Raw genomic sequence first — 20,750 nt, forward strand, 5'->3', positions numbered from 1 at the left:
CTCTGAATAGTATAATGTTTTTCGTCCTATAAAAACATCATGATCAAGATAAGATTAATAAATAACATAAATCACCAAAGGGGAATGGAAAGATGGCAAAGGGATTATGGCTGACACCAGAAGAGGTCCTTCAGCGCAAGAAAAGAAAGAAGACGATAATCAATGGGGCAATCCTCTTGGGCACCGTCCTGCTCAGCACTGTTGTGACAATTCTGGCAAACAGTTTTTAATATATTGAGAAATTTTGAGCCCCTAGTCCAAGGATTAGGGGCTCTCTTCGTAACTCTTGGCGGCTGACACCCGCGGTCTTGAAACGCAAAAACCCTTCCCTGTATGAGATGAGTTTTTCAATTCGATTCAATTAATAATCTTGATATTCCCCTTCTGGATTCGTTTTCGGATGAAATTGGCAATCAATAGTTTGAAAAATTTCCTAGTCGGTGGGAACAGGATCAAAAAGCCGGCGATATCGGTAATGAATCCTGGGGCGAGCAGCAACGTACCGCCGACCAAGATACAGATTCCGTCTAGTAAAGCCTGTCCAGGAATTTGGCCCATCGTGATCTGCTCCTGGACCCGGCGAATCGTTTGCAAGCCTTCCCTTTTCGCTAAATATGTCCCAAGAACCCCTGTCAAAATAATCAGCGATAAAGTCGGCCAAAAGCCGATGGTTTTCCCAGACAACAGCAGTACCCCGATTTCCGCCGCAGGCACAACAACAATCAATATGAAAAGTAAGCGCATGAACGCCACTCCTTCTTAGCAAGGATAATTCCATTATAAAGTTCTATTGAAAATATTGCATCTTACTTCCTCAGCCTGTCTCATCCCCCGACCTGAATAAGACCCGCCTTTTCTTCATATAGTTAGAAGAGGAGGGGGGAGTTATTCATGTTTGAATTTTTTTCGAAAAAGAAACGAAAAGAAGATAACACCAATTCCCTTCTGCTAAAAAAATTGGACCGTGTGATTCAGCTTTTGGAACAGCAGCAGACCAGGGCTGCCCCCGAAAAAAACATCAACCTTGAACATGTGCAAATCGACCATTTGGAAAACATCATTTTCCGGCTAGACAACATCGAAATCGACGAACTAAGCGGCAAATTATTGATTGGCACCAACATAAGCGGCTCGGAGGATTTTGCCGCATCGATTATTCAAAAAGTTGACAAGCAAGCTTGGAAACAGGAGGCAATGGCCGATGCCACCCCTGATGGAAATATGTCCAAAGAGCACACAGCAAAACGCAAAGCAGAAAAATCTACGACTAAGCACAAGGCCAATAAACCGTCTGCTGAACACATGGCCGAAGAGGCTCAGGCCGTGACCGGTTTGACCAAAACCAAGAATGGCTTTCGGTTTCGCAACGATCCCTGAAATGGCCTTTGCGTTTTATCAACCTTTATAAATCCTCATCCCATGGTGTCATTCGCCCAAAAACTGAATATGATAATCCTAAAGGGGGTCGCCTTCAATGCAACTTACTTTAGGCACAATCACGATTACGAAAACCGGCCAGTCGGCAGGCGTTTTTTTAGGAAAAACGAACACCCTTAAACAATTTCACAGCGTAACTGTCCGTGACGAAGTAGTCGGCAGCCTGACCGGAGATGAAAACGCCGTCACGAATAGCAGTTGGGTCAAAACGAAAACCAGGAAGGATGAAAGCCTGTGACCTCCCCGATTTTGTCCCCCACTTTTCATATCGGCAGCATTAAAATTGGCAGTATTGAGGCGGCATCGTGCTTCAGCATCGGCAACAACTTTATTGAAGATTTTAAGAGCAGCAAGAAGCATAACCAAGGCCTCGGCAATATTCATGGCAACTCCAACAATTTCGCCCATTCCAATGCCGCCCTCACAAGTTCCGAGGCAGAAAAACCTCCCGAAAAGCAGAAAGCCCTTTGATGAAGGGTTTTTCTTTTTGAAAAGGGCTGGAAACGTCCTCTACCGCAAGGTCTTTTCGCCGAATTTGTGCATATTTCGCCGTATCCATGGCGTATTTCTCCGATTTTCCACTCTATTTCGCCAAACCTTATTTTCAAAAAAAACGTCCAATTGGACAGGTTATAATCTCCACTAGAGCGGGGCAATCTAGTCCAAGGAGGTATGCCTATGAGTATGATCGAGGTTTTTGCCCGGGCCGTTGGTGCGTTCATCGTGTTGTTGCTGTTGACACGGATTATGGGTAGGAAGCAGGTATCAGAGTTGACCTTTTTCAATTATGTCACCGGGATATCGATTGGAGCGATTGCCGGTACGATGACCGTTGACCCCAGCTTGAAATTTTCCACCGGACTGGTTAGCCTTTTAACATGGTGCGGACTCACGGTGTTGGTTGGATTTATTGGTCTTAAATCCAAAACGCTTCGAAAAATCACCCAAGGGGAGCCGGTCATTGTCATCAAACAAGGAAAAGTGCTCGAGCATACATTAAAAAAACTACGCCTCGATATGGATGAGTTGCAGGCTTTGCTGCGCACAAAAGATGTCTTCTCCATTGAAGAGGTCGATTATGGGATTATGGAAACAAGCGGTGAATTGACCGTTCTCCTGAAGGAGTCTAAACAGCCATTAACACGGCAGGATGCCATCGCAGAACCCAAACAGCCGCAATTCCCGATTCCGTTTCAGATCATTTCAAACGGGGAAATCATCGAAGAGAATTTACAGCAATATAACCTGAGCAAGGACTGGGTACACCAACAGCTGGCCCAATCCGGGACAACGCTCTCCAATGTTTTTTATGCGGAGCTGCAGCAGGATGGAAGTTTGTATATAGATAAACGGGAAGATCAGTTGCTTCATTGATAAAAAACGGGAAACCGTCCCGGTTATCGCGAACAGCTTCCCTTTGCAAGTTATTCCACCATCTTGGCAAATTCATCGATTGTTGTTGAGTTTTTCACATAGATCCGCGGGAGATAATAGCGTTCATCCTTCATTCCTTTTGGAGTAAAATGCTCTGGTGTCGTAGTGATCCCAAAAGAGTAATATTTTTTGGTCTCCTCTACCACTTTTTTACTGAAGCTTCCATAGGGATAACTCAGGGCAATGACGGGTTTTCCCGTGATTCGTTCAATTTTCTCCTTTGCATCCTTTAGTTCATGAGAAAAGTTGGTGACCTTTGTCAAATCGGGGTGCGTGGCGGTATGGGACTGAATCGAAAAATAGCCGGATTGGGCCAGCCTTTTTAAATCCTCTGCCGACAACCGGTTTGAGCGGCCGATAAAGTCCGAAATGACAAAAATCGTGGCGGCAGGCGAGAAACGCTCGGTTCTCAAGCTTTGAAAAACCCGAAAGGCATTAAGATTATTTTTGTACCCATCATCAAACGTAATAAAAATTGGCTTCTTTACCTTGTCCATTTCCTGCCATCGTTCGAACGTCAGCAGCGTAAAGCCATGGTCACGTAAATATTTCATCTGCATTTCAAAATTTTCTGGTGTTACATATAACTCTTTCGAACCCGTTCCTTTGTATTCCGCAATCGAATGATAAACCAAAATAGGTACCCCTTGCTGTGCGGATACCGGTGATGCCAATCCTAAATAAACAAGACTTAACAGCATAAATATATATTTTTTCATGTCCCCTACCTCACCTCATCGGATATTTCCCTTATGATTCCCCAAACAAGAAAAAATTTGAGGTGACTACAGTTTTTTCATGCCTAACGGTCCTTTGTCCTATTGAGACAATCCCCAAAAAAGAAAAGCGAACCTCCGTGATGAACCGGGGTTCGCCTTCTATTAAAAAAATTTACTAGAAGGCAAACTTTTCCCAGCCTTTTCTGGTATATATTAGTGAAAGGCAAGGAGGGGAGTTTTCGGTGGATTTAAAACGGGTACGAAAGTTGAAAAGTGGCGATAAGAAGGAATTTAAAGCTTTTTACGATGAGTATGTCCATAAGGCACTTGGAGTAGCTGTTAACATAACGAGAAACAAGGAAATGGCCAAGGAGGCCGTGCAAGAGACGTTTATCCGCGTGTATAGATATATCGGGCAATTCGATGAAACGAAACGATTTGACCCATGGTTTTTTCAAATTGTCATCAATGAATGCAATCGGCTGTTGGCCAAGGAGGCGAATGTCACCCGCCTCAATCGCTCAATTGGCGAGGCCGAGGAATTTGCCTCAGCTGAAAAACAACACCGGGAGTTAAAGGAAGCGATTGCCGGTCTCCATGAAATGTACCGGGTACCGATTATATTGAAATATTTGCAGGGCTTTACGGAAAAAGAAATTGCAGAAACGCTGAAGGCCAATCAAAACACCATCAAAACCAGGCTAAAAAAAGGCAAAGAACTGCTACGGAGTGCACTGGACGAAAATGTGAGGGGGAATCTGCATGGCTAGATCATTGGACGAGCAAATCAAACAGGCGTTGGAAAGTGAGACCGTATTTTCAGCAAAGGATACAATGGAAATGTGGAACGCGATTGAGGGCGAGCTTTTTGAAAAAGAAACGAACAGAACCGGAATAAAGCCGGCAAAACAAAAGCGAGGCAAAAAACGAATCGTCCTGTTTATGGCCGTAGCAGCATCATTGCTCATTGCCTTTGGCACACAAACGTCAACAGGCAGCGCGATGATTGACAAGGTGAAATCGATATTTGCGCCGGAGAAGGATGTCACGACAAAAATTGAAGGTTCCGATGAAGAAACAAAATTAAACCTTCACGAAGGAAAGAAAGCCAAGTATGTTTTATACGTTGATGAGGCGCGCTACAAATTCTTGACCGGAGAAGCATCAGATAAAGTCGTGTTAAAAGAAGCGCTGCCTGAAAAATATCCATCGGTGGAAATGGAGATCAAACAGGTGGAAAATAAGGAGCCAGGAGCGGCTATTGAAGAGGTAAAGGCAACACTCGCGAAAGAATACGGCGGAATCCTGCGCACCGAGGAAGTGTCCTACCCAATGAAAGCAACATTGGTTACAGCAAAAGGGAAAGGGACCGAGTGGAACACCCCGCTCGCCAAAGTCTACGTCATGAGCAACGGTGGCAGCGGCAGCTTTGTCATCACCCAAACCCTGTTCCTCGAAGCGGAAGAGGGCCACGGCGCACGATTTGACGAAATGCTGAAAGAGTTCTATATCGTGGAGTGACCACGGGAACGGCAAGGCCACTGAACAACGCTGTTGATTATTATCATCAACAGCGTTTTTTCATGTTTCGAGTCTGCTTCTACCCTTTTCCGTGTTATAATAGTAGCTTAATAATGTCCATTTTGATGTTTAGTTATTAAGAAAGGAAGAACCAAAACGATGAATCAGCACCAACGACCAATTCCTATCGGGCTTCCGTTGACCATTTCAATCATCGCCATCTCGTTTTCGGCTATTTTTGTCAAATGGTCGGATGCGCCGGCATCTATATTAAGTATGTATCGCATGTTGTTCGCCAGTCTTCTGTTAACGCCGGTGGTCTGGCGCTATCGCCATGAATTCCGGCGGATCAGCCCAAAAAATGGAGCGCTGTTATTTTTATCGGGCGTTTTCCTCGCCCTCCATTTTGTCCTGTGGTTTAGCTCGTTGAAGTACACAACGGTCGCCAGTTCCACCATCATCCTGGCGTTGCAGCCGCTGGTTTCATTAATTGGCGGGTTTTTCCTGTTTAAGGAACGGACAACCACATCCGCTTTGGCCACGATGGGCATCGCTATTGTTGGCGCCGTGATGATTGGCTGGGGTGACCTTGGCCATAGCGCCGCGGCCATCAAAGGAGACATCCTATCATTTTTGAGCGTCATTGCTGTTGTGGGCTACCTGTTTATCGGCCAAACCATCATCAAACAATTTACCCATTGGATTTACAGCTTTTGCGTGTTTTTCAGCGCATCCATTGTGCTGGTGGTCTATAATTTGGTAATACAAGCCCCGATGACCGGGTACCCTGCGAAGGAGTGGGGCATTTTTCTGTTGCTTGCCATCGTTCCAACCGTTAGCCACGTAATCAATAACTGGCTGTTAAACTACGTGAATGCGACCACGATTTCGATGAGTATTTTAGGAGAGCCCGTCGGTTCCACGATTCTCGCCTACTTCCTTCTTGGCGAGGGGCTGTCCGGCTGGCAGATTTCCGGTGGCTTGCTTGTGCTTTTGGGGGTATTCTTCTTTATCAGCAAAAAACAACGCCCTGCACCAGTGGAACTGGAACCTGACGCAGCCATCTTAGAACCGCAGGATTCGAATCTGCAAAAGGTTCAGTAGGTTTTTTAAAATTAGTTACGAGGCTAGTTCTAATTCTTAAAGCTCAAATAAAAAGCACAGCTCAACTGGCTGTGCTTTTTTGTGTGCCGTCGGCTACGCTTCATACCCATTCGGGTTATTTTTTTGCCATTTCCAGGAATCGCGGCACATGTCTTCGATGCCCCGCTCAGCCGCCCAGCCCAGTTCATTTTTTGCCTTGGCCGGGTCTGCATAGCAAACCGCAATATCCCCTGGACGACGATCAACGATCTTATAAGGAATGTCCACTCCAGAGGCTTTTTCAAACGCAGCAACAATCTCCAAAACGCTATAGCCTGTCCCTGTTCCCAGATTGTAGGCTTCCACACCGGTGACATCCATGACTTTTTCTAACGCTTTTAGATGTCCGTTGGCCAGGTCGACCACGTGGATATAATCCCGTACTCCCGTGCCATCGACAGTCGGGTAATCATTGCCGAAAACCTGCAACTGTTTCAGCTTTCCGACCGCGACCTGGGTAATAAATGGCATTAAATTGTTCGGGATCCCGTTCGGGTCTTCGCCAATCGTACCGCTCTCATGGGCCCCAATCGGGTTGAAATAACGCAACAAGGCAATGCTCCAGCTATTATCTGAAACATATAGATCTCGTAAAATCTCTTCAATCATTAACTTCGTGCGGCCATATGGATTGGTGGCACTCAGCGAGAAATCCTCGGAAATCGGCACCCGTTCCGGCATGCCATAAACGGTTGCGGAAGAACTGAACACCAGCTTTTTCACACCGTACTTCGCCATCACCTCGCATAGAATCAACGTTCCGGTGATGTTATTGTGATAATAATGAAGCGGAATCGAGACCGATTCGCCGACCGCCTTTAATCCGGCAAAATGGATAACAGCCTCAATACTGTTGGCCGCAAAAACTTCCTCCACGCCATTCCGGTCAAGCAAGTCCACCTGATAAAATTTAAAATCCTTACCGGATATCGCTTTAACCCGATTTAAAGATTCTATTTTACTATTGGATAAGTTATCTAAAACAATGATTTCATGTCCAGCACTGAGCAGTTCCACACACGTATGGCTGCCGATATAACCGGCCCCGCCGGTAACCAAAATCGCCACTAACGGATCTCTCCTTTTTATACACTCTCTTTTAATGATAGTAACATAAAATACTTGACAAGAGAATGAAGCAGATGCACTTGTTTAGCCCAATCAAAGATCTTTTAAAAATGTACCTTGTTGAAAAAATAAAAGCGAACCACCCTTGATATTTTACTAGGGTTACGGTTCGCTTCATTATATTAGTTATATATTAAAACCATATTCTTTTATTATAGTCATAATCATAGGATTCCACAGTCTCTTCATCTACTGTTAGCGGGGTAAGTTCTTCACTAGGCTCTTCCGGCTTGGCATTTTGAAGTAGTCCAATTACTAGTTCCATTGTTGAATCCCCTTTCCTATTATCTACTATTATTATACTGCAAACGTTTTCAATTGTCTTGTAATTTTTCCACTTTCCAGTTTTTTTCTCAAAAGACTAAAGAACTAAGTCAATTCCCCTATTAAAGTAGTAAATATGTATATTGTTTGATATTTATCGTGAAGATAGGTTAATAGTTGTTGAGCTGCATCCTCTTTCATACAGCCAGTGCCCCCCGCTATCATTAAGATTGAAGAAATCGTTATCAAGGCCTTTTTTAGCTTCATTTCCACATCATCCTTTTTTCAGCTTATGTATCTTCAAGACGAACTGAACGGTGATGCCGTTCCCGACCCAAATGCATCAATGAGTGAACCTTGTTAAAACATATCTCCCGGTGATTTTTTAAGGCAAGACGATTGTAATCGCCTTGCCCCTATCAAAAAGTGTTACGATCAAAACCGTTCTCTACCTAAATCACCTAAATGGGTGTTAGCTTGCCTGTTTTTCGACATCTGCCAGCTTCTTCTGCCTGCGGTAGAGGACGAGTGCTGTAATAGCAATCGCCAGGCCGCCAATACCGCCGATTGATCCGGCGAACAGAGGCGTATTGTTATACCAGCGAACAATCGGGTTTGTCGATACAAGAATATCGTTGACTTCTTTCGTCAGTTCGTTTCCTGCCGCATCGACCGCGACCATCTTCACATGTTGCTTGAAGTTTGAGCTCTGGATATCAAATCTGAAGTTCTCCCCGTTCTGTTCATGCTTCACTTTTTCCCCGTTCAAATAGAAGGTTGCACCCTCAAGAACAAGATTGTCTTTGACAGAGACCGTGGCTGTTTTCGTCTCCAGCGGATACTGTTCGCCGCTTTCGATATCAATCGGAACAATCACCGGAGCCGTCTTGTCGATTCCAAAGGAGATTTCGGCCTGCTTCTTCTCATCGATATTTTCATTGACATTTCCTGCTGCATCCTCTGAGTATAGAGCTATCGTGTATTTGCCATCGCCGGCAAACAAAGCTTTTTTAATGACGTACTTGTACTGGCTCCACTGGCCGCTGCCCCCTGTTTCAGTCACTGTATAGTCTTTTCCTTCCACTAAATCGGAAGGAGTGCCGTTCTTGGTCATTTTGACATGAATACTATCCTGTTTTAGGCTGTCCACGTTCGTTTCAGTCAGGATGACATCCATTTCTTTCTGGACATACTTGCCGTTGATAGTTTTCAAGGAATCATCAAAAGCATAGACGGAGCCAAAACGGTTGACGGAAAAATGAATGGTCTGGGTTGATTCGTTTCCGGCAAAATCCGTAAGCGTTGCTGTCAACGTGTAGAGATCGTCGACTTCTTTTTTCTTCTCAAAATTGTTAAACGTAAATACCTGGCCGTTCGGTCCATCGGTATAATCACCGTCAAGCGCAACAGCCCCGCGATTGGCGCCTGTCAGCTTGATGGATACGGCATTCTTATTAAAGTTCGTATCGGAGAACGAAACGATCGGAATCACATCGCCATTATTGGCCGTTTGATCCCCAACCCCTGTAATCGAAAGCTGCGGTGCTGTTTGGTCGATTACGAACTCTTCTGCCTTATAGTCGGCCGCCTGGTTTCCGGCCATATCAACAAAATCAATGTCAAAGCTGTACTTGCCATCGGCACTATATTGGATGACAGCCGTATGGACATCGCCGCTTCTTGACCAGCCACTGGCGTTCGGGAAGCCTGCCGGATTGCCATTATCGGATGCGCTGCCGGTAATCTTCACCCGGCTCGGATCAAAGTTATGCTCGGTAATCGAGATGGTCGCGGTTCTGCTTGCCTTGTAATAGTTGCCGTTGGCTGCGGCATTATTGTTGTAAGAAACCTTGATGACAGGAATGGTTTTATCGATAGTAAAACGATCCTGAGGAACAGCAGGTGCTGCGTTGCCGGCGTTGTCCTTGTACTTGATATCAAAGGTATAATCCCCGTCGGCTGTGAATTTGATGGTGGCCGTATGTGTCGTCTTATCAGGGTCCTGTGCATTAACTGCCGTAGACCAGCCCACTAACGACGGAATCGTGCCATCGGTATTGGTAATGTGGTATTCCACATCTTTCGCGGTAAAGTTCCGCTCGGTCACGACAATGGTTGCGGTCCGGTCAGCCTTGTAGTAATCAGGATTCGCCGGATCCGCGGTATTGTTATCATAGGTCACCTTAATCGTCGGCGCCGTTTTGTCGATGCTGAATTTTAGTTCCTGTTCCGTTGTGTTTCCAGCCCGGTCGGTGATCTTTGCTTTTACTTTAATGTCATTGCTATTGTGGCTGACGGTAATGGTTTTGCTCATTTCTGTCACAAGGTTGTGGTCCAGCTTATCCTTGCTCCAGCCAGCGTCATGGCTGCCCGGTAAGAAATTCCCGTCACCCGCGATTTCAAGCTTTCCATATTGATTATTGGCTCGGTCATATGGCGCTTCTACCCACCATTCAACCTGCTTGAGACCTGAATACGTATCCGTCACAGTCAGCTTCACATTGACATTATGGCTGTAAAGCTCGAGGTTGTTGTTGTCCTTATATTTTGTTTCCGCTTTTTCGAATGTGATATGGGTTTCTTTTGCGTGCTGCGCTTCATCTTCAATAACCGTACCGGTCGGTGTGACAAACTCACTAGAGTTATTGACATTGTCCGTTGCTTTTGCAAAAATTTGCCCTTTAAAAGAAGCCGGAACGGTAAAGCTGAATGCCTCTGTTGTCGGAATCCCGGCAATCCCATCCACAGCCGAGCTTTCGATTTCTGCCAATGTACCATCTGCAGTAACAGCATAAGTTTTGCCCTTCTCGTAATCTTGCAGATAGATGGTCAGCGATTTGAGTCCACTTGTGGCATCAAAGTCGTTCTGCTCATCGAAGTCCTTGGCTTTGACGGTAACCGTGATTGGCTTTTTAAAGAAAAAGCCGTACTCGGTCAGTTCAACAGAGTTGGTGAGCGATTCGGTTGGGTTGACATTCTGCTTATCGACAGCAAAATCGAACTGAAAGTCATTCTTATCCGGGCTTTTTGTATCTTTAAAAATAGTTTTCGAGGTTGCGAAACCATTTAAGGCGTTATCAACCGTCTCTACATGAATCGTGTAGGTCCCTTCCTGATCAATGGCAATTCCCTCATCATTCGTATGAATCGGTTTGATATTATCTGTGACCATGGTTGCCTTTGTTTTGTTTTCGTAAAAATAATACGGGTCATCACCGTCGTTAATGACAGTACCGTTCACGTCAATTTTGACAGCATTAACGCCTGAATCGGTATCCTTCGCTTGAACATCAAACGTGACGTCGCCGCTATAGTATTCTGCGCCGGTCTCAGGGTCCTTATAGTACGTTTCGCCAGTAAACGGAGTTATCTTAATCTCCGCTTCCGGATTGGTTTTTTCAATCATCACAATCCCGCTGTCGCCAGATTGGATATTCGAATTTAAGCTAGTGACCAGGTAAGGCTCTTGATTTTTGTTGCCAACATTGTCGGTCACTTCTACCTGGAAGGTTCCCTTGAAACTGTCTACATCAAGTTCAAATTTCTTTTCTGCACTTGAACCGGTTTTCGTTAAGCTGTCTTTCATGGCAGGAACAGCGATCGGCTCAGCCGTTCCCTCTTTTACCGCCTGCAAGACAACATCCTTGATCCCGGAGGCATCGTCCTTCACTTTGACAGTGATGTCGATTTTCTTATTAAAGAAGGTTCCAAAAGTTAAGAAATTGAGTGTTCTGGCGATACTGCCATCGTTAACGACATCAAACTCGACATTTTCCAATTCTGGCGCCGTTTCGTCAATTACGATTTTCTCTCTTTGTGTGGCGGCGCTATTTTTATTGCCGGCATTATCCTCGACATCTACTGAGAACGTGTACTCTCTTCCCTTATTTTTCAGCGTGCTGGTGTCAATTGGTTCGAGAACCACTGTTGTTTTCCTTTCGGTTGCATCAGAAAAATTCTCCGATTTTAATTCTTCGTTGTTCAGTTTAACCATTACTTTCCGAACACCAGATTGCTGATCTTCCGCTTTGACATTCAGCTTCACATCGGAACGATAATATTCCGTATCGCCATTGATATATGGCTCTTCTTTTGCATCGGAAGCTACTGTTATTTCCACATTTGGCTTGACTCGGTCAATCACGAATTTAGCATTGCCTTCTGGCTCGACATTATCATCTGTGACCTCATATTCTTCTTTATTGTTGACGTTATCGGTCACTTCCACGGAGAACGTGCCATCGAAACTATCATCGTTAAGCAGGAAGGTTCCAGTTGCAGTTTTTTGATTTTTGTCATCAAATTTAATTTCATTCAGTTTATTAACAGTTTTGCTTGAATCCCCCTGATGGGCAATTAGCGAGATATCTTTTATGCCTGACGCTTCATCCTTGGCCTGAACTGTCACCTTAATCCCCTCATTAGCGAAAAATCCTAATGAAATAATATTAATGATCTTAGATACAAGGTCATCGTTTACCTTTTCTACCTTTACCGGTCTGCCTTCCGCAAGGGTTGGGGCGGTTTTATCGATATTGATGGTGACATCTCTCACAGAAGATGGATTTCCGGCTTTATCGACCGCTCTTATCTTGTAAATGCCAGATTCATCGGCCGAAATCGGGTAATTTTTTTCTGTCGTATTAAAAGGAACATCCACAGTCGTTGTTTCTGCATCCTTACTGTAATAAACTTTTTCAATTTCAGAGGAATATGTTGCAATCAGTTTCTTATTTTCAAAGTAATCCTGCTCTGTGTTGGTAATCGTAACAGGAATCTTCACTGCCCCGCTGTACCAATCGATCCCATTGACGGTGGTATGATTGGGACCCTCCAATACAGGTTTGTTCACAGCCGGGTTTTGGGTATCGAACAAGATTAAGATATCTTCAGGCAAGCTAATTTTTCGCTCACTCTTCTTTTTATTGCCCATTTTCACTTTCATTTCCTTGATCGAGGTATTACTCGTGATCGTATACACGGAGCTTGACTTTGGTTGAGACTTGTCGGAAGTAGTGAGTAATAGATTTGTATAATCCGGCTTTGGAGAAACCGTTACCTTCGCTCCGTTGGAAAACACGTAAATTTCCTTTTTGGGATCTTTATATACGTGTGTTCCGGTTGATGCGGCAATCGTTACATATTGATCCCATGGGCCTTTCAATACCTCAAGCTGTTTAAAGCTAACCTCAATCGTGGTATCCCCGGTAATACCGGTGACAGTGTAGGTGAAACTGTCGTCGTTGTCAACAAAGCCATCGTTGATGACGGTTTTAGCCCCATCCTTGGTAACTGTTAACGAATCGACCGTATAGTCGAAATCAGGAACCATCGTAACGGTAACATCGCTGCCTTCCTCAACCTTCATGGATTCTCCCTCATTGATTTTGCCATCAAGAGTCACTTCACCATTGTCGCTGGCAAGATTGGTCACAGTGTAGCTGTTTTTTTCGAATTCCACCTCCACTGTGACATCTTCCTTTACTTCAGGAGCAGTGAATTCGAAGTCTTTTGTTGCATTCGTGTATTGGGCTGGAATTTCAATCGGCACTGTGCCAAAAGTGATGCTTTGGACATGGTACGTTGGTTCTGGCATTACCTTGAACTCCGGTGTAGACCCTTCCTTCACTTGTTCCACCGTACCGCCGCTCGAAATAATTTTGTCGCGATCCAGCACTTTACCTTGTTTGCTGTCATATTGAAAAGTCAGCGTGAAGGTGTTAGCCGCATTGTCCGGCTCGGGATCCTCAGGTGCCGGTTCAACTGGTTCTTCCTCACCATCACCTAGGGCAGGATCCGTTTCTCCTGGCGGCTCCTCATCAGATTGATCCTGTGGAGGCTGCTCCACTGCAGGTTCCTCTGTCACAAGTTCCTCTGTAGGTTCACCTTCCGCAAATGCATTCGTAAACACACCAAAAGGTATGTTGTAGGTCACCAACAAAACCGCAAGGACAATCGCCAACATGCGGGCAACCCTTGATTTCCTCTTTCTATACATGCTTCTCTCACCCCGAAGAAATAAATTTATAAATGTCTTCTTCCCCTTTGGCTAAATGACTTCGTTTGTATGGACAATCTCGATATCCTTTTCTACCTTAAACACAAAAGCCGGCTCGGCCTCATTTTCCAACAAAGCAGTGGCAGCTAATATGGTTGTTCCATATGACAGGATTTCTGTCTCTTCGGAAAGAAGAACAGTTGCTTCAGGAGCATGACCTTCGGAAAGCAGCGCGGTTGATTGAGAAGCTTCATGATTGCCCAGCAGTACGGTTGAATCGTTGCCCCCTTTTGGCAAAAGCTCCGTAGACAGGGCTTCGGCAGCGATCAACTGAGTTTCCTCTACTTTAGAGTTTGTCTTCCTGAACTTTCCTGTCAACCCTCCGGTTCTGTCCATTTTCGCTAATCCCGCCGTACGTCCCAGCCGCTTTGACTCCCTGTCGAGACGAAAGGCTTTCGGCTGGAGCCGCTTGTTGTCCGCACCTTTGTTATGTTCGCGAATCTCCTTGATTTTTCGCGCTGCTGTTTTTCCGCTTAGATCCCCAATAATGGCAAGAATGTTCATCTTAAAAAACATAATGATCGCCACTACAAACAGAACTCCTGCAAGGGAGTATCCGATGATGGAGATTTTTAGCCAAGTCGCTGCATCCATTCGAATTCCCCCTTCCTATGAATTTCTAAACGCGGTTTCAATCGCTTTTTCGGTTGGCTCAATGCGGTTGATCACATCATTTTTGATCAGCTCCGTCTTTTCGGAGGTAACCGCAACATTATTCGTGCTTTTCTTGACGGAATCGACAACAGCGCGAATATCATTTTCCTTTATGCCATCGAGCTTCAGCTTCCGGGCATACATCTCTACCGAAAACATCGTTAATTTGTAGAGTTCTAGTTTGACAATCTCACTTTCATCCGGATTCTCTTCAATCATTTTTACAAGACTTTTGATATTTTCCCAGTACGGCTTGTATTTGCCCTGATCAGACGCTTCCTCAATCTGAAGGGTAATGTCCTGATTAAATTTGCCGATGTCTCGGTAAATCGTAGCCATTTTATAAAAATTGCTGGTCTTATCTCCGTACTTAACGGCATCGTCAAACCATTGGACCGAGCTTTTCATTCTCGTAATCTGGTTGTCGCTGTTTTCTGTTTTCCCATAATCGTAATAGTACCAATAGGCTTTACCTACCTCGAAGGCAAGATCGGCATACCCGGGAATTTCACGTATTTCAACGAGATGGGCATTTATTTTCTTCTTGAACTGTTCTTCTTCTTCGACCGTAAAGGCGGCATCATTTTTAAACGCGTCAATCAGTCCGACATAGGCCGTTTTTTCAATCGGCTTGATGTCAATCGCCTTTAAATAGTAGTTAATTTTATGACTGTCGGCTGAAGCCTTTTCAGCCATCTGAATATGGCGATAGTAATCGTCATTGTCGGTTTGGATTTTCATGGCCTGACCGGTAATGCCCACGGCCAAGCTTAACAGGGCGGCCCCGGCGACCAGGCTGAATTGACGGAGTTTCTTCTTTTGTTTGTTGCGATAAAGGTCATCCATTTCTTCATAATGATTCAGCGCATAGAGCAGCTCAGCACAGGATTGGTAGCGGTCGTCTGGATTTAGTTGGGTGCATTTTTGAATGATTTTTTCCAAGCCGCCGGATAATTGCGGATTCCAATGGCGGATCGGATACAACTCATAGGGAGGTTCACTTGGGTTTTGGCCGGTGACGAGATGATAAAGCGTGACCCCGAGACAGTAGACGTCCGTCCTTGGGTCCGTTTGCCCCTTTCCGCCGAACTGCTCCGGCGCGGCATAGCCTTTTGTTCCCAAATTGACCGTATCAGCCAGATTTTCCTCTTTATATTCTCTGGCAATTCCGAAGTCTATTAATTTTAAATTGCCGTCAGGCTTCAGCATGACGTTAGCCGGCTTCATATCCCGGTAGATGATAGGGGGGGTATTCGTATGTAAGTAGTCGAGCACTTCGCAAAGCTGCATCGCCCATTCAATCACTAAATCCTGAGGCTGGGCGCCTTCCTGGTCCAAAATCTTGCTCAGGGGCTCCCCTTCGATATAGTCCATGATGACAAAAATAACATGCCCATCATCGATAATATCGACAATCCGCGGCAAGGCCTGATGGTCAAGCATCTTGATCATGTTCGCTTCAGCAATCGCGCTCTGAATGACGACCTCATTATGTTTATCTCTGGCTTTTTTTTCAATCTCTTTGACGGCCCATTGTTTGTTCAGACGTTTGTCCATCGCCAGATATACCTTTGACATTCCGCCCTTGCCAATGAGCTTCAGTATTTCATATTTCCCGTCTATAACAGACCCTATTGCTGCCAAAAGAAATCCCCATCCTTACGAAATTTTAACAAGCAATACAGAGATGTTGTCAGTTTCCTGCCTTTGCTTATTAAGCGCCACCAATTCCTTGGCTTTTTGCTCCATCATCGTTTCATTGGTTAATGCCCGAGGCGCGAAAAGGGAGTGAATCTCGTTTTCGCTAATCATATTGCGAAAACCATCGGAACAAAGCATAAACACCTCTTCCGGTTCGGGTGTTCCGCTTATGAAATCGGGTTCCAGCACTTTTGATGCGCCGATGCATTGCAACAGAACATTCCGTCTCGGGTCCCGTCTTGCCTGCTCGGGCGTTAACGTACCGCGCCTTATTTCCCTGCCGACCACCGTCTGGTCCTCTGTCATGACCTCGAGTTTATGATTGGAGATTCGATAGGCCCTTGTGTCGCCGACATGACCAATGAGCATAAACTTGGTGTCAATCAACAGCATGGCGGTTAAGGTTGTGCCAAGCTGAATGTTTACTCTCTGCCCGTACTCGGCAATTCGTTGATTTTGCTCATGAATGATACGCTCCCAATCAAGCTGAAGCTCGTGAAAACTTCCACTCACTAGCCTTGAAGGAAGCTCGTTGTCAAACCAATTGGAAAAAGCATGGATGACACTGGCACTGGCAACCTCTCCTTTGGCAAGCCCACCCATGCCATCACATATGACGGCTAGCACAACCTTTCCAAGCGAGGTTTGGGCCACTTTCAGACATAAACTATCCTGATTTGTTGCTTTTTTATTTCCGATATCTGTATGTACTGCAGTTAACACTTCCATATTTTACCTTCCTATAGTTATATAGAATGAAATGCTTTAAACCGAGAAAAGACCCCAGTTTACTATGCATAAAGACCTGGGTGGTCCGTGTTAGTCTCAAAACGGTTACATAGGCCATGAATTCATCTTTATGTATCGTAAATTTCCATGATGGATTGTCATATTAGATGTCGGTTGGATGAATTTTCTCCATCCGTCAAATGATTGGTTGGTATCTGCTAAAGTACTGCTGGATGAATTTTTCCACCAAACCGATTTTACCATTAAATTGCTAGTTTTTGTTCGTGAAATAGACAAAATAGTCTGAAAGTCCCTTTAGCTCGAAGTTTTAGGGATTGGCAAATGAATAATGTTGACTGTTCTTGGGGAAGCTTGCAACGGGATAGACTATACAACACGGTGCACGGTTTTCTCGGTGTGTGTGCGTTTGCTCTTGAAGACAAAAACGTGAGGAAAATAAGGAAGAGTGTCTTCTATGAGCCCTATTGAGGACAAATCTGTTAGATAAATAAGGAAAAGTGTCTTCAATAAGCCCTATTGAGGACAAAATCAGAGGAAAAATAAGTAAATGTGTCTTCAATAAAGCATTCTTATTGCATGTGCGATGCACACTCCAAAAAAAAGAAGCAGGGGAACAGCTCCCTGCTTCACGTCCAACGGAAAAATTTCGTGCCAATCAATGTCGAGACCACCAGTATGCCTCCCAAAACGGCGATATCCATTACAGCCCCGGCGGTGAACAGCGTTCCGTTCCAGCCATCGCGCAATATATTTACGACATAGGTTAACGGAACCGCTACGGCCATTTTTTGCAAAATGTCAGGCAGTGATTCTAACGGAAGAGTCGCTCCCGAAAGAAAAAACATCGGATACATCGCAACCATCGCTATGCCCAATGCGGTTTGCATCCGCTTCGCAAGGCTTGAAACAATAAAGCCAATCGAAAAAAACGTCACCGAGCAAAACGTCAACGCCAGGAAAAATTCAAACGGATTTGGCGTTAAGTCTGCTCCGAAATAAAACTTGGCAATCAGCAGGATTTCAATTGCCCCTACATAAATCGCCAGGAAGCCTTTGGCAATTGTGGCTGTAAAAATGGCATTTTGTTGCAAGGGAGTGCCCATTAAACGCTTGTAGACCCCTTTTTCCCGATCAATCACAACCTGCAGGCCCATCGAGAAAAACGCGGTGGTAAAAATAATGATCGAAATCATCCCTGGAATATACGCTTGAAAATAATCCAGGCCGCCCTCGTAGGTATTGGATTTAAACATCAAGCCAAACACGACAAAACTGACAGCCGGCACAATAAACGTAAACAGCATGGCCAATGTTTCACGAAAAAATAACTTCAATTCCATTTTCGTATGCGTCAATAAGGTATTCATCTACACTCCCCCTTACGCTTCGACCGCAACCTGTAAATAAACATCCTCCATCGTCCCCTCTTCGCTTAACAAAGAAGAGATTAACGACTTCGGACGATCACAGGCCACTAGCTTTCCTTTTTTAATAATCGCAATCCGGTCACAATGCTTTTGCGCCTCATCCATATAATGAGTCGACAACAGAATCGTCTTCCCCTCCTGACGATAACGGTTGATACATGCCCACAACTCGAGCCGTGCTTGCGGGTCCAAACCGGTTGTCGGTTCATCGAGAAAAATGATATCCGGGTCATTGACGAGGGCCAGCGCAAGCGACGTCCGCTGCTGCCAACCGCCGGAAAGGTTTTTCACATACTTATTCAAATAAGGCCTTATCCCCAATGTATCGATAATCTCCTGCAAGTCCCGCTTTTTATCATAGTAGGAACTGAACAATTCCAACGCTTCCTTCACCTTAATCCGGTCATATAATGCGGTTTGCTGGAGTTGAATCCCAATCCGCTTTTTGATTTCCTGCGCATGTTCCTTTATATCCATCCCTAGAACTTTTACCGTCCCGGAATCAGGTCTACGAAGCCCCATCATGATTTCTAGAGTAGTAGATTTACCAGCGCCATTTGCACCGATGATTCCCATGACTTCTCCCTTTTTCACAGTCAGGGAAATTCCATTCACTGCTTTCGTATCTCCATAGCTTTTATGTATGTCTTGTAACTCAATTACCGTTCCTTCCATCTTTATCCCCCTTATCCCCCATGCTCATACGTTTCCAGTTTATCATAAAATAGTAAAATATTACTATCAATAATGTTTATTGTGTGTAAATTAAGCATGAAATTTGAGGCAAGTATTTTGACTTTTTTTAGATAATAAAAAGGACCGTCCCTTGCCAATCCTTTTTGGGGTTTGGAAGTTTTATTTAATTTTTGAAATTAATAAAGTTTCGCAGCACTTCTTGAACTTTTTCCGGCTGCCGCAAAGACAGAGTTCATTCCTTCCCGGCAATGGAGCACCTGCCGATTTTGCTTTATTAATTCTGCTTCTCTTGATCGCAGCAGCGAGTTTAAGCATTCTGCCATGTGCATAGCGGTACACCTGTTTATAACTTTCACAAAAAAATTCGACACCCGTATGGTTATTTTCACCTATGCGGTTTCTTGGGCATCCTCCATGACATAAATGAAGTAATTCGCAGGACTGACATTGTTCCGGAAGAGATGGCTTTTTCGATAAAAACTGCTCCATTCGTTCATGGTAAAGAATACTTTCTAGAGAATCGTGTCTTATATTTCCCAATTTATATTTTTCATCAATAAAAAAGTCACACGGATAGGCATCACCGTTTTGTTCAAAGACAATTGTTCTGGACAGGTCTTTTGATGGATACAGGCTTCTGCTTGTTTATGAAGATAGACAGCAAGCATATTATCAAAGAAGCGAACAGAAATTTCTGGATTTCCATTGTTATGCCAAATGTCAAACACTTCACACAGAAAGTCACCATATTGTTGGGGCGTAATCAAATATTTCCCTGACTGGATTGGATTCTGTGATTGAAAATCCATACAAGGAATAAATTGAATAAAGCCGAAGCCCTGACTTTTGTAGAAACCCATTAATTCTTTTGCTTAAAAATATTGTTTTCGTGTAAGACAGTTAATATATTAAACTCTATATTTGCCTCTTTTAAAAATTGGATGCCTCTCATAATGGACTTGAAACTGCCTTTCCGTGACCCGGTTATCCTTCTGGCATCGTTTATTTCCTCTGGACCATCCAAACTTACCCCAACCAGAAAATTATATTTTTTAAAGAATTCGCCCATTCCTGATCAATTAAGGTGCCGTTTGTTTGAATGGCGTTACCAATAATCGTATGATTAGGTGCGTATTTTGCTTGGAAATGAACCACTTTCTTAAAAAAGTCAATTCCCGCTAACAATGGCTCCCCGCCTTGCCAGGCAAACGGCACCACTCCTTTTTTTACGGCCATAACTCACGGATAAATTTTTTTAAGACATCGTCTTCTATTCGTTCTATTTGATCTGGCCTTCCATTACATCTGCTATAATAGCAATAGTCACATGCGAGATTACAGGCCTCCGATACTGTTTTCCACATAACACTTGAAATCTTTTCACCCGCTGCGAATTCTCCCACTGCCATCTTTGTCCACTCCCTCAGGATGATATATTCAATGCTAGAAGATTCTTAAGAAAACGTATATGACTTGAATCACTGGAATTGATAAAAGCAAAAAAAGGAATAAGGTCGTGTTAAACCCTATCCCCTTTTTCAATTATTGCCCGACGCCTTCTTTCACCACTGTATTCACCAGAGACGTAATGACGTCCTCTTCATCTGAGCCCGATGCAACAATTTTTATCTCGGCTCCTTTTGGAATTCCAAGGGACATTACGCCCATAATGGATTTTAAGTTTACTGACTTCCCATTGAACTCAAGGTTTACATCCGAATCAAATTTCGTGGCTTCCTTAACAAGGATGGTGGCTGGACGAGCATGAATCCCTGCTGGATCAATGACCTTCATTATTTTTTCTGCCATCATTTAACC

General features: G+C 44.3%; 22 protein-coding genes. 8 read left to right on the forward strand and 14 right to left on the reverse strand.

The genetic code is table 11. The features are described 5' to 3' along the window. Nucleotides 1-92: 92 nt before the first annotated feature. Nucleotides 93-230, forward strand: coding sequence for a hypothetical protein (locus tag M3234_RS01410; RefSeq protein WP_262302964.1), 138 nt, complete (start codon nt 93-95; stop codon nt 228-230). 127 nt (nt 231-357) lie between these two features. Here M3234_RS01410 and M3234_RS01415 read toward each other — a convergent pair whose 3' ends face one another. Continuing rightward, nucleotides 358-744 (reverse strand): FxsA family protein, encoded by a 387-nt coding sequence (locus M3234_RS01415; RefSeq protein WP_262302965.1) that lies wholly within the window; start codon nt 742-744, stop codon nt 358-360. A gap of 147 nt (nt 745-891) precedes the next feature. On the opposite strand from M3234_RS01415, the gene M3234_RS01420 reads away from it, so the two are divergent. The 4 genes from M3234_RS01420 to M3234_RS01435 all read left to right on the forward strand — a co-directional run bounded on the left by M3234_RS01420 (nt 892) and on the right by M3234_RS01435 (nt 2,811). After that, nucleotides 892-1,377, forward strand: coding sequence for a hypothetical protein (locus M3234_RS01420; RefSeq protein WP_262302966.1), 486 nt, complete (start codon nt 892-894; stop codon nt 1,375-1,377). Between the two features lie 97 nt (nt 1,378-1,474). Next, nucleotides 1,475-1,675, forward strand: coding sequence for a hypothetical protein (locus M3234_RS01425; RefSeq protein WP_262302967.1), 201 nt, complete (start codon nt 1,475-1,477; stop codon nt 1,673-1,675). Further along, the gene (locus M3234_RS01430; protein ID WP_262302968.1) at nt 1,672-1,908 is read left to right on the forward strand and encodes a hypothetical protein; all 237 of its coding nucleotides are present in this window, start codon (nt 1,672-1,674) and stop codon (nt 1,906-1,908) included. The genes M3234_RS01425 and M3234_RS01430 overlap by 4 nt, the downstream gene beginning before the upstream one ends. A 207-nt stretch (nt 1,909-2,115) precedes the next feature. Continuing rightward, complete coding sequence (locus M3234_RS01435) at nt 2,116-2,811, forward strand: DUF421 domain-containing protein (RefSeq protein WP_262302969.1); 696 nt, start codon at nt 2,116-2,118, stop codon at nt 2,809-2,811. Nucleotides 2,812-2,861: 50 nt separating this feature from the next. Here the strand turns inward: M3234_RS01435 and M3234_RS01440 are convergent, their stop codons facing one another. Next, nucleotides 2,862-3,590: a polysaccharide deacetylase family protein gene (locus M3234_RS01440; protein WP_262302970.1), complete on the reverse strand. Its 729-nt coding sequence runs from the start codon at nt 3,588-3,590 to the stop codon at nt 2,862-2,864. Nucleotides 3,591-3,832: 242 nt separating this feature from the next. On the opposite strand from M3234_RS01440, the gene M3234_RS01445 reads away from it, so the two are divergent. The 3 genes from M3234_RS01445 (at nt 3,833) to M3234_RS01455 (ending at nt 6,215) form a co-directional block, all read left to right on the forward strand. Next, a complete protein-coding gene (locus M3234_RS01445; RefSeq protein ID WP_262302971.1) occupies nt 3,833-4,360 on the forward strand; it encodes an RNA polymerase sigma factor in 528 nt (175 codons plus the stop codon). Then, a complete protein-coding gene (locus M3234_RS01450) occupies nt 4,353-5,111 on the forward strand; it encodes a hypothetical protein (protein WP_262302972.1) in 759 nt (252 codons plus the stop codon). Before M3234_RS01445 ends, M3234_RS01450 begins: the two co-directional genes overlap by 8 nt. Nucleotides 5,112-5,270: 159 nt before the next feature. After that, nucleotides 5,271-6,215 carry a DMT family transporter gene (locus M3234_RS01455; RefSeq protein ID WP_262302973.1) on the forward strand — a complete coding sequence of 315 codons (945 nt, stop codon included), beginning with the start codon at nt 5,271-5,273 and terminating at the stop codon, nt 6,213-6,215. A 93-nt stretch (nt 6,216-6,308) separates the two neighbouring features. Here the strand turns inward: M3234_RS01455 and galE are convergent, their stop codons facing one another. The 12 genes from galE to M3234_RS01510 form a co-directional block, all read right to left on the reverse strand. Further along, the gene (galE, locus tag M3234_RS01460) at nt 6,309-7,322 is read right to left on the reverse strand and encodes a UDP-glucose 4-epimerase GalE (RefSeq protein WP_262302974.1); all 1,014 of its coding nucleotides are present in this window, start codon (nt 7,320-7,322) and stop codon (nt 6,309-6,311) included. Nucleotides 7,323-7,515: 193 nt separating this feature from the next. Then, nucleotides 7,516-7,647 (reverse strand): hypothetical protein, encoded by a 132-nt coding sequence (locus M3234_RS29150; protein ID WP_285858185.1) that lies wholly within the window; start codon nt 7,645-7,647, stop codon nt 7,516-7,518. 471 nt (nt 7,648-8,118) lie between these two features. Further along, a complete protein-coding gene (locus M3234_RS01465) occupies nt 8,119-13,644 on the reverse strand; it encodes an Ig-like domain-containing protein (RefSeq protein ID WP_262302975.1) in 5,526 nt (1,841 codons plus the stop codon). 51 nt (nt 13,645-13,695) lie between these two features. Then, the gene (locus M3234_RS01470) at nt 13,696-14,298 is read right to left on the reverse strand and encodes a hypothetical protein (RefSeq protein ID WP_262302976.1); all 603 of its coding nucleotides are present in this window, start codon (nt 14,296-14,298) and stop codon (nt 13,696-13,698) included. A 15-nt stretch (nt 14,299-14,313) separates the two neighbouring features. Next, the gene (locus tag M3234_RS01475; RefSeq protein WP_262302977.1) at nt 14,314-16,002 is read right to left on the reverse strand and encodes a serine/threonine protein kinase; all 1,689 of its coding nucleotides are present in this window, start codon (nt 16,000-16,002) and stop codon (nt 14,314-14,316) included. Between the two features lie 15 nt (nt 16,003-16,017). Then, entirely contained in the window at nt 16,018-16,788 is a 771-nt protein-coding gene (locus M3234_RS01480) for a PP2C family protein-serine/threonine phosphatase (protein ID WP_262302978.1), read from the reverse strand. Nucleotides 16,789-17,435: 647 nt separating this feature from the next. Then, nucleotides 17,436-18,176 carry an ABC transporter permease gene (locus M3234_RS01485; RefSeq protein WP_262302979.1) on the reverse strand — a complete coding sequence of 247 codons (741 nt, stop codon included), beginning with the start codon at nt 18,174-18,176 and terminating at the stop codon, nt 17,436-17,438. Nucleotides 18,177-18,188: 12 nt separating this feature from the next. Next, nucleotides 18,189-18,911, reverse strand: a complete 723-nt coding sequence (locus M3234_RS01490) for an ABC transporter ATP-binding protein (protein WP_262302980.1) — start codon at nt 18,909-18,911, stop codon at nt 18,189-18,191. 180 nt (nt 18,912-19,091) lie between these two features. Next, nucleotides 19,092-19,565, reverse strand: a complete 474-nt coding sequence (locus tag M3234_RS01495) for an SPASM domain-containing protein (protein ID WP_311315623.1) — start codon at nt 19,563-19,565, stop codon at nt 19,092-19,094. Continuing rightward, the gene (locus tag M3234_RS01500) at nt 19,460-19,792 is read right to left on the reverse strand and encodes a hypothetical protein (RefSeq protein WP_262302981.1); all 333 of its coding nucleotides are present in this window, start codon (nt 19,790-19,792) and stop codon (nt 19,460-19,462) included. Before M3234_RS01500 ends, M3234_RS01495 begins: the two co-directional genes overlap by 106 nt. A 166-nt stretch (nt 19,793-19,958) precedes the next feature. Continuing rightward, nucleotides 19,959-20,168, reverse strand: a complete 210-nt coding sequence (locus M3234_RS01505; RefSeq protein ID WP_262302982.1) for a hypothetical protein — start codon at nt 20,166-20,168, stop codon at nt 19,959-19,961. A 306-nt stretch (nt 20,169-20,474) separates the two neighbouring features. After that, nucleotides 20,475-20,741: a phosphocarrier protein HPr gene (locus tag M3234_RS01510; RefSeq protein ID WP_262302983.1), complete on the reverse strand. Its 267-nt coding sequence runs from the start codon at nt 20,739-20,741 to the stop codon at nt 20,475-20,477. Between the last annotated feature and the right edge of the window lie 9 nt (nt 20,742-20,750).

Origin of the sequence: Neobacillus niacini (assembly GCF_023715785.1) — a bacterium.
Lineage (GTDB): Bacteria > Bacillota > Bacilli > Bacillales > Cytobacillaceae > Neobacillus > Neobacillus niacini_E.

Bases quoted from the DNA above. Each gene is read 5' to 3' on its own strand.
- M3234_RS01410 (WP_262302964.1), top strand. From the start codon at position 93: ATGGCAAAGGGATTATGGCTGACACCAGAAGAGGTCCTTCAGCGCAAG.
- M3234_RS01415 (WP_262302965.1), bottom strand. From the start codon at position 744: ATGCGCTTACTTTTCATATTGATTGTTGTTGTGCCTGCGGCGGAAATC.
- M3234_RS01420 (WP_262302966.1), top strand. From the start codon at position 892: ATGTTTGAATTTTTTTCGAAAAAGAAACGAAAAGAAGATAACACCAAT.
- M3234_RS01425 (WP_262302967.1), top strand. From the start codon at position 1,475: ATGCAACTTACTTTAGGCACAATCACGATTACGAAAACCGGCCAGTCG.
- M3234_RS01435 (WP_262302969.1), top strand. From the start codon at position 2,116: ATGAGTATGATCGAGGTTTTTGCCCGGGCCGTTGGTGCGTTCATCGTG.
- M3234_RS01440 (WP_262302970.1), bottom strand. From the start codon at position 3,590: ATGAAAAAATATATATTTATGCTGTTAAGTCTTGTTTATTTAGGATTG.
- M3234_RS01450 (WP_262302972.1), top strand. From the start codon at position 4,353: ATGGCTAGATCATTGGACGAGCAAATCAAACAGGCGTTGGAAAGTGAG.
- M3234_RS01455 (WP_262302973.1), top strand. From the start codon at position 5,271: ATGAATCAGCACCAACGACCAATTCCTATCGGGCTTCCGTTGACCATT.
- M3234_RS29150 (WP_285858185.1), bottom strand. From the start codon at position 7,647: ATGGAACTAGTAATTGGACTACTTCAAAATGCCAAGCCGGAAGAGCCT.
- M3234_RS01465 (WP_262302975.1), bottom strand. From the start codon at position 13,644: ATGTATAGAAAGAGGAAATCAAGGGTTGCCCGCATGTTGGCGATTGTC.
- M3234_RS01470 (WP_262302976.1), bottom strand. From the start codon at position 14,298: ATGGATGCAGCGACTTGGCTAAAAATCTCCATCATCGGATACTCCCTT.
- M3234_RS01480 (WP_262302978.1), bottom strand. From the start codon at position 16,788: ATGGAAGTGTTAACTGCAGTACATACAGATATCGGAAATAAAAAAGCA.
- M3234_RS01485 (WP_262302979.1), bottom strand. From the start codon at position 18,176: ATGAATACCTTATTGACGCATACGAAAATGGAATTGAAGTTATTTTTT.
- M3234_RS01490 (WP_262302980.1), bottom strand. From the start codon at position 18,911: ATGGAAGGAACGGTAATTGAGTTACAAGACATACATAAAAGCTATGGA.
- M3234_RS01500 (WP_262302981.1), bottom strand. From the start codon at position 19,792: ATGGGTTTCTACAAAAGTCAGGGCTTCGGCTTTATTCAATTTATTCCT.
- M3234_RS01505 (WP_262302982.1), bottom strand. From the start codon at position 20,168: ATGGCCGTAAAAAAAGGAGTGGTGCCGTTTGCCTGGCAAGGCGGGGAG.
- M3234_RS01510 (WP_262302983.1), bottom strand. From the start codon at position 20,741: ATGGCAGAAAAAATAATGAAGGTCATTGATCCAGCAGGGATTCATGCT.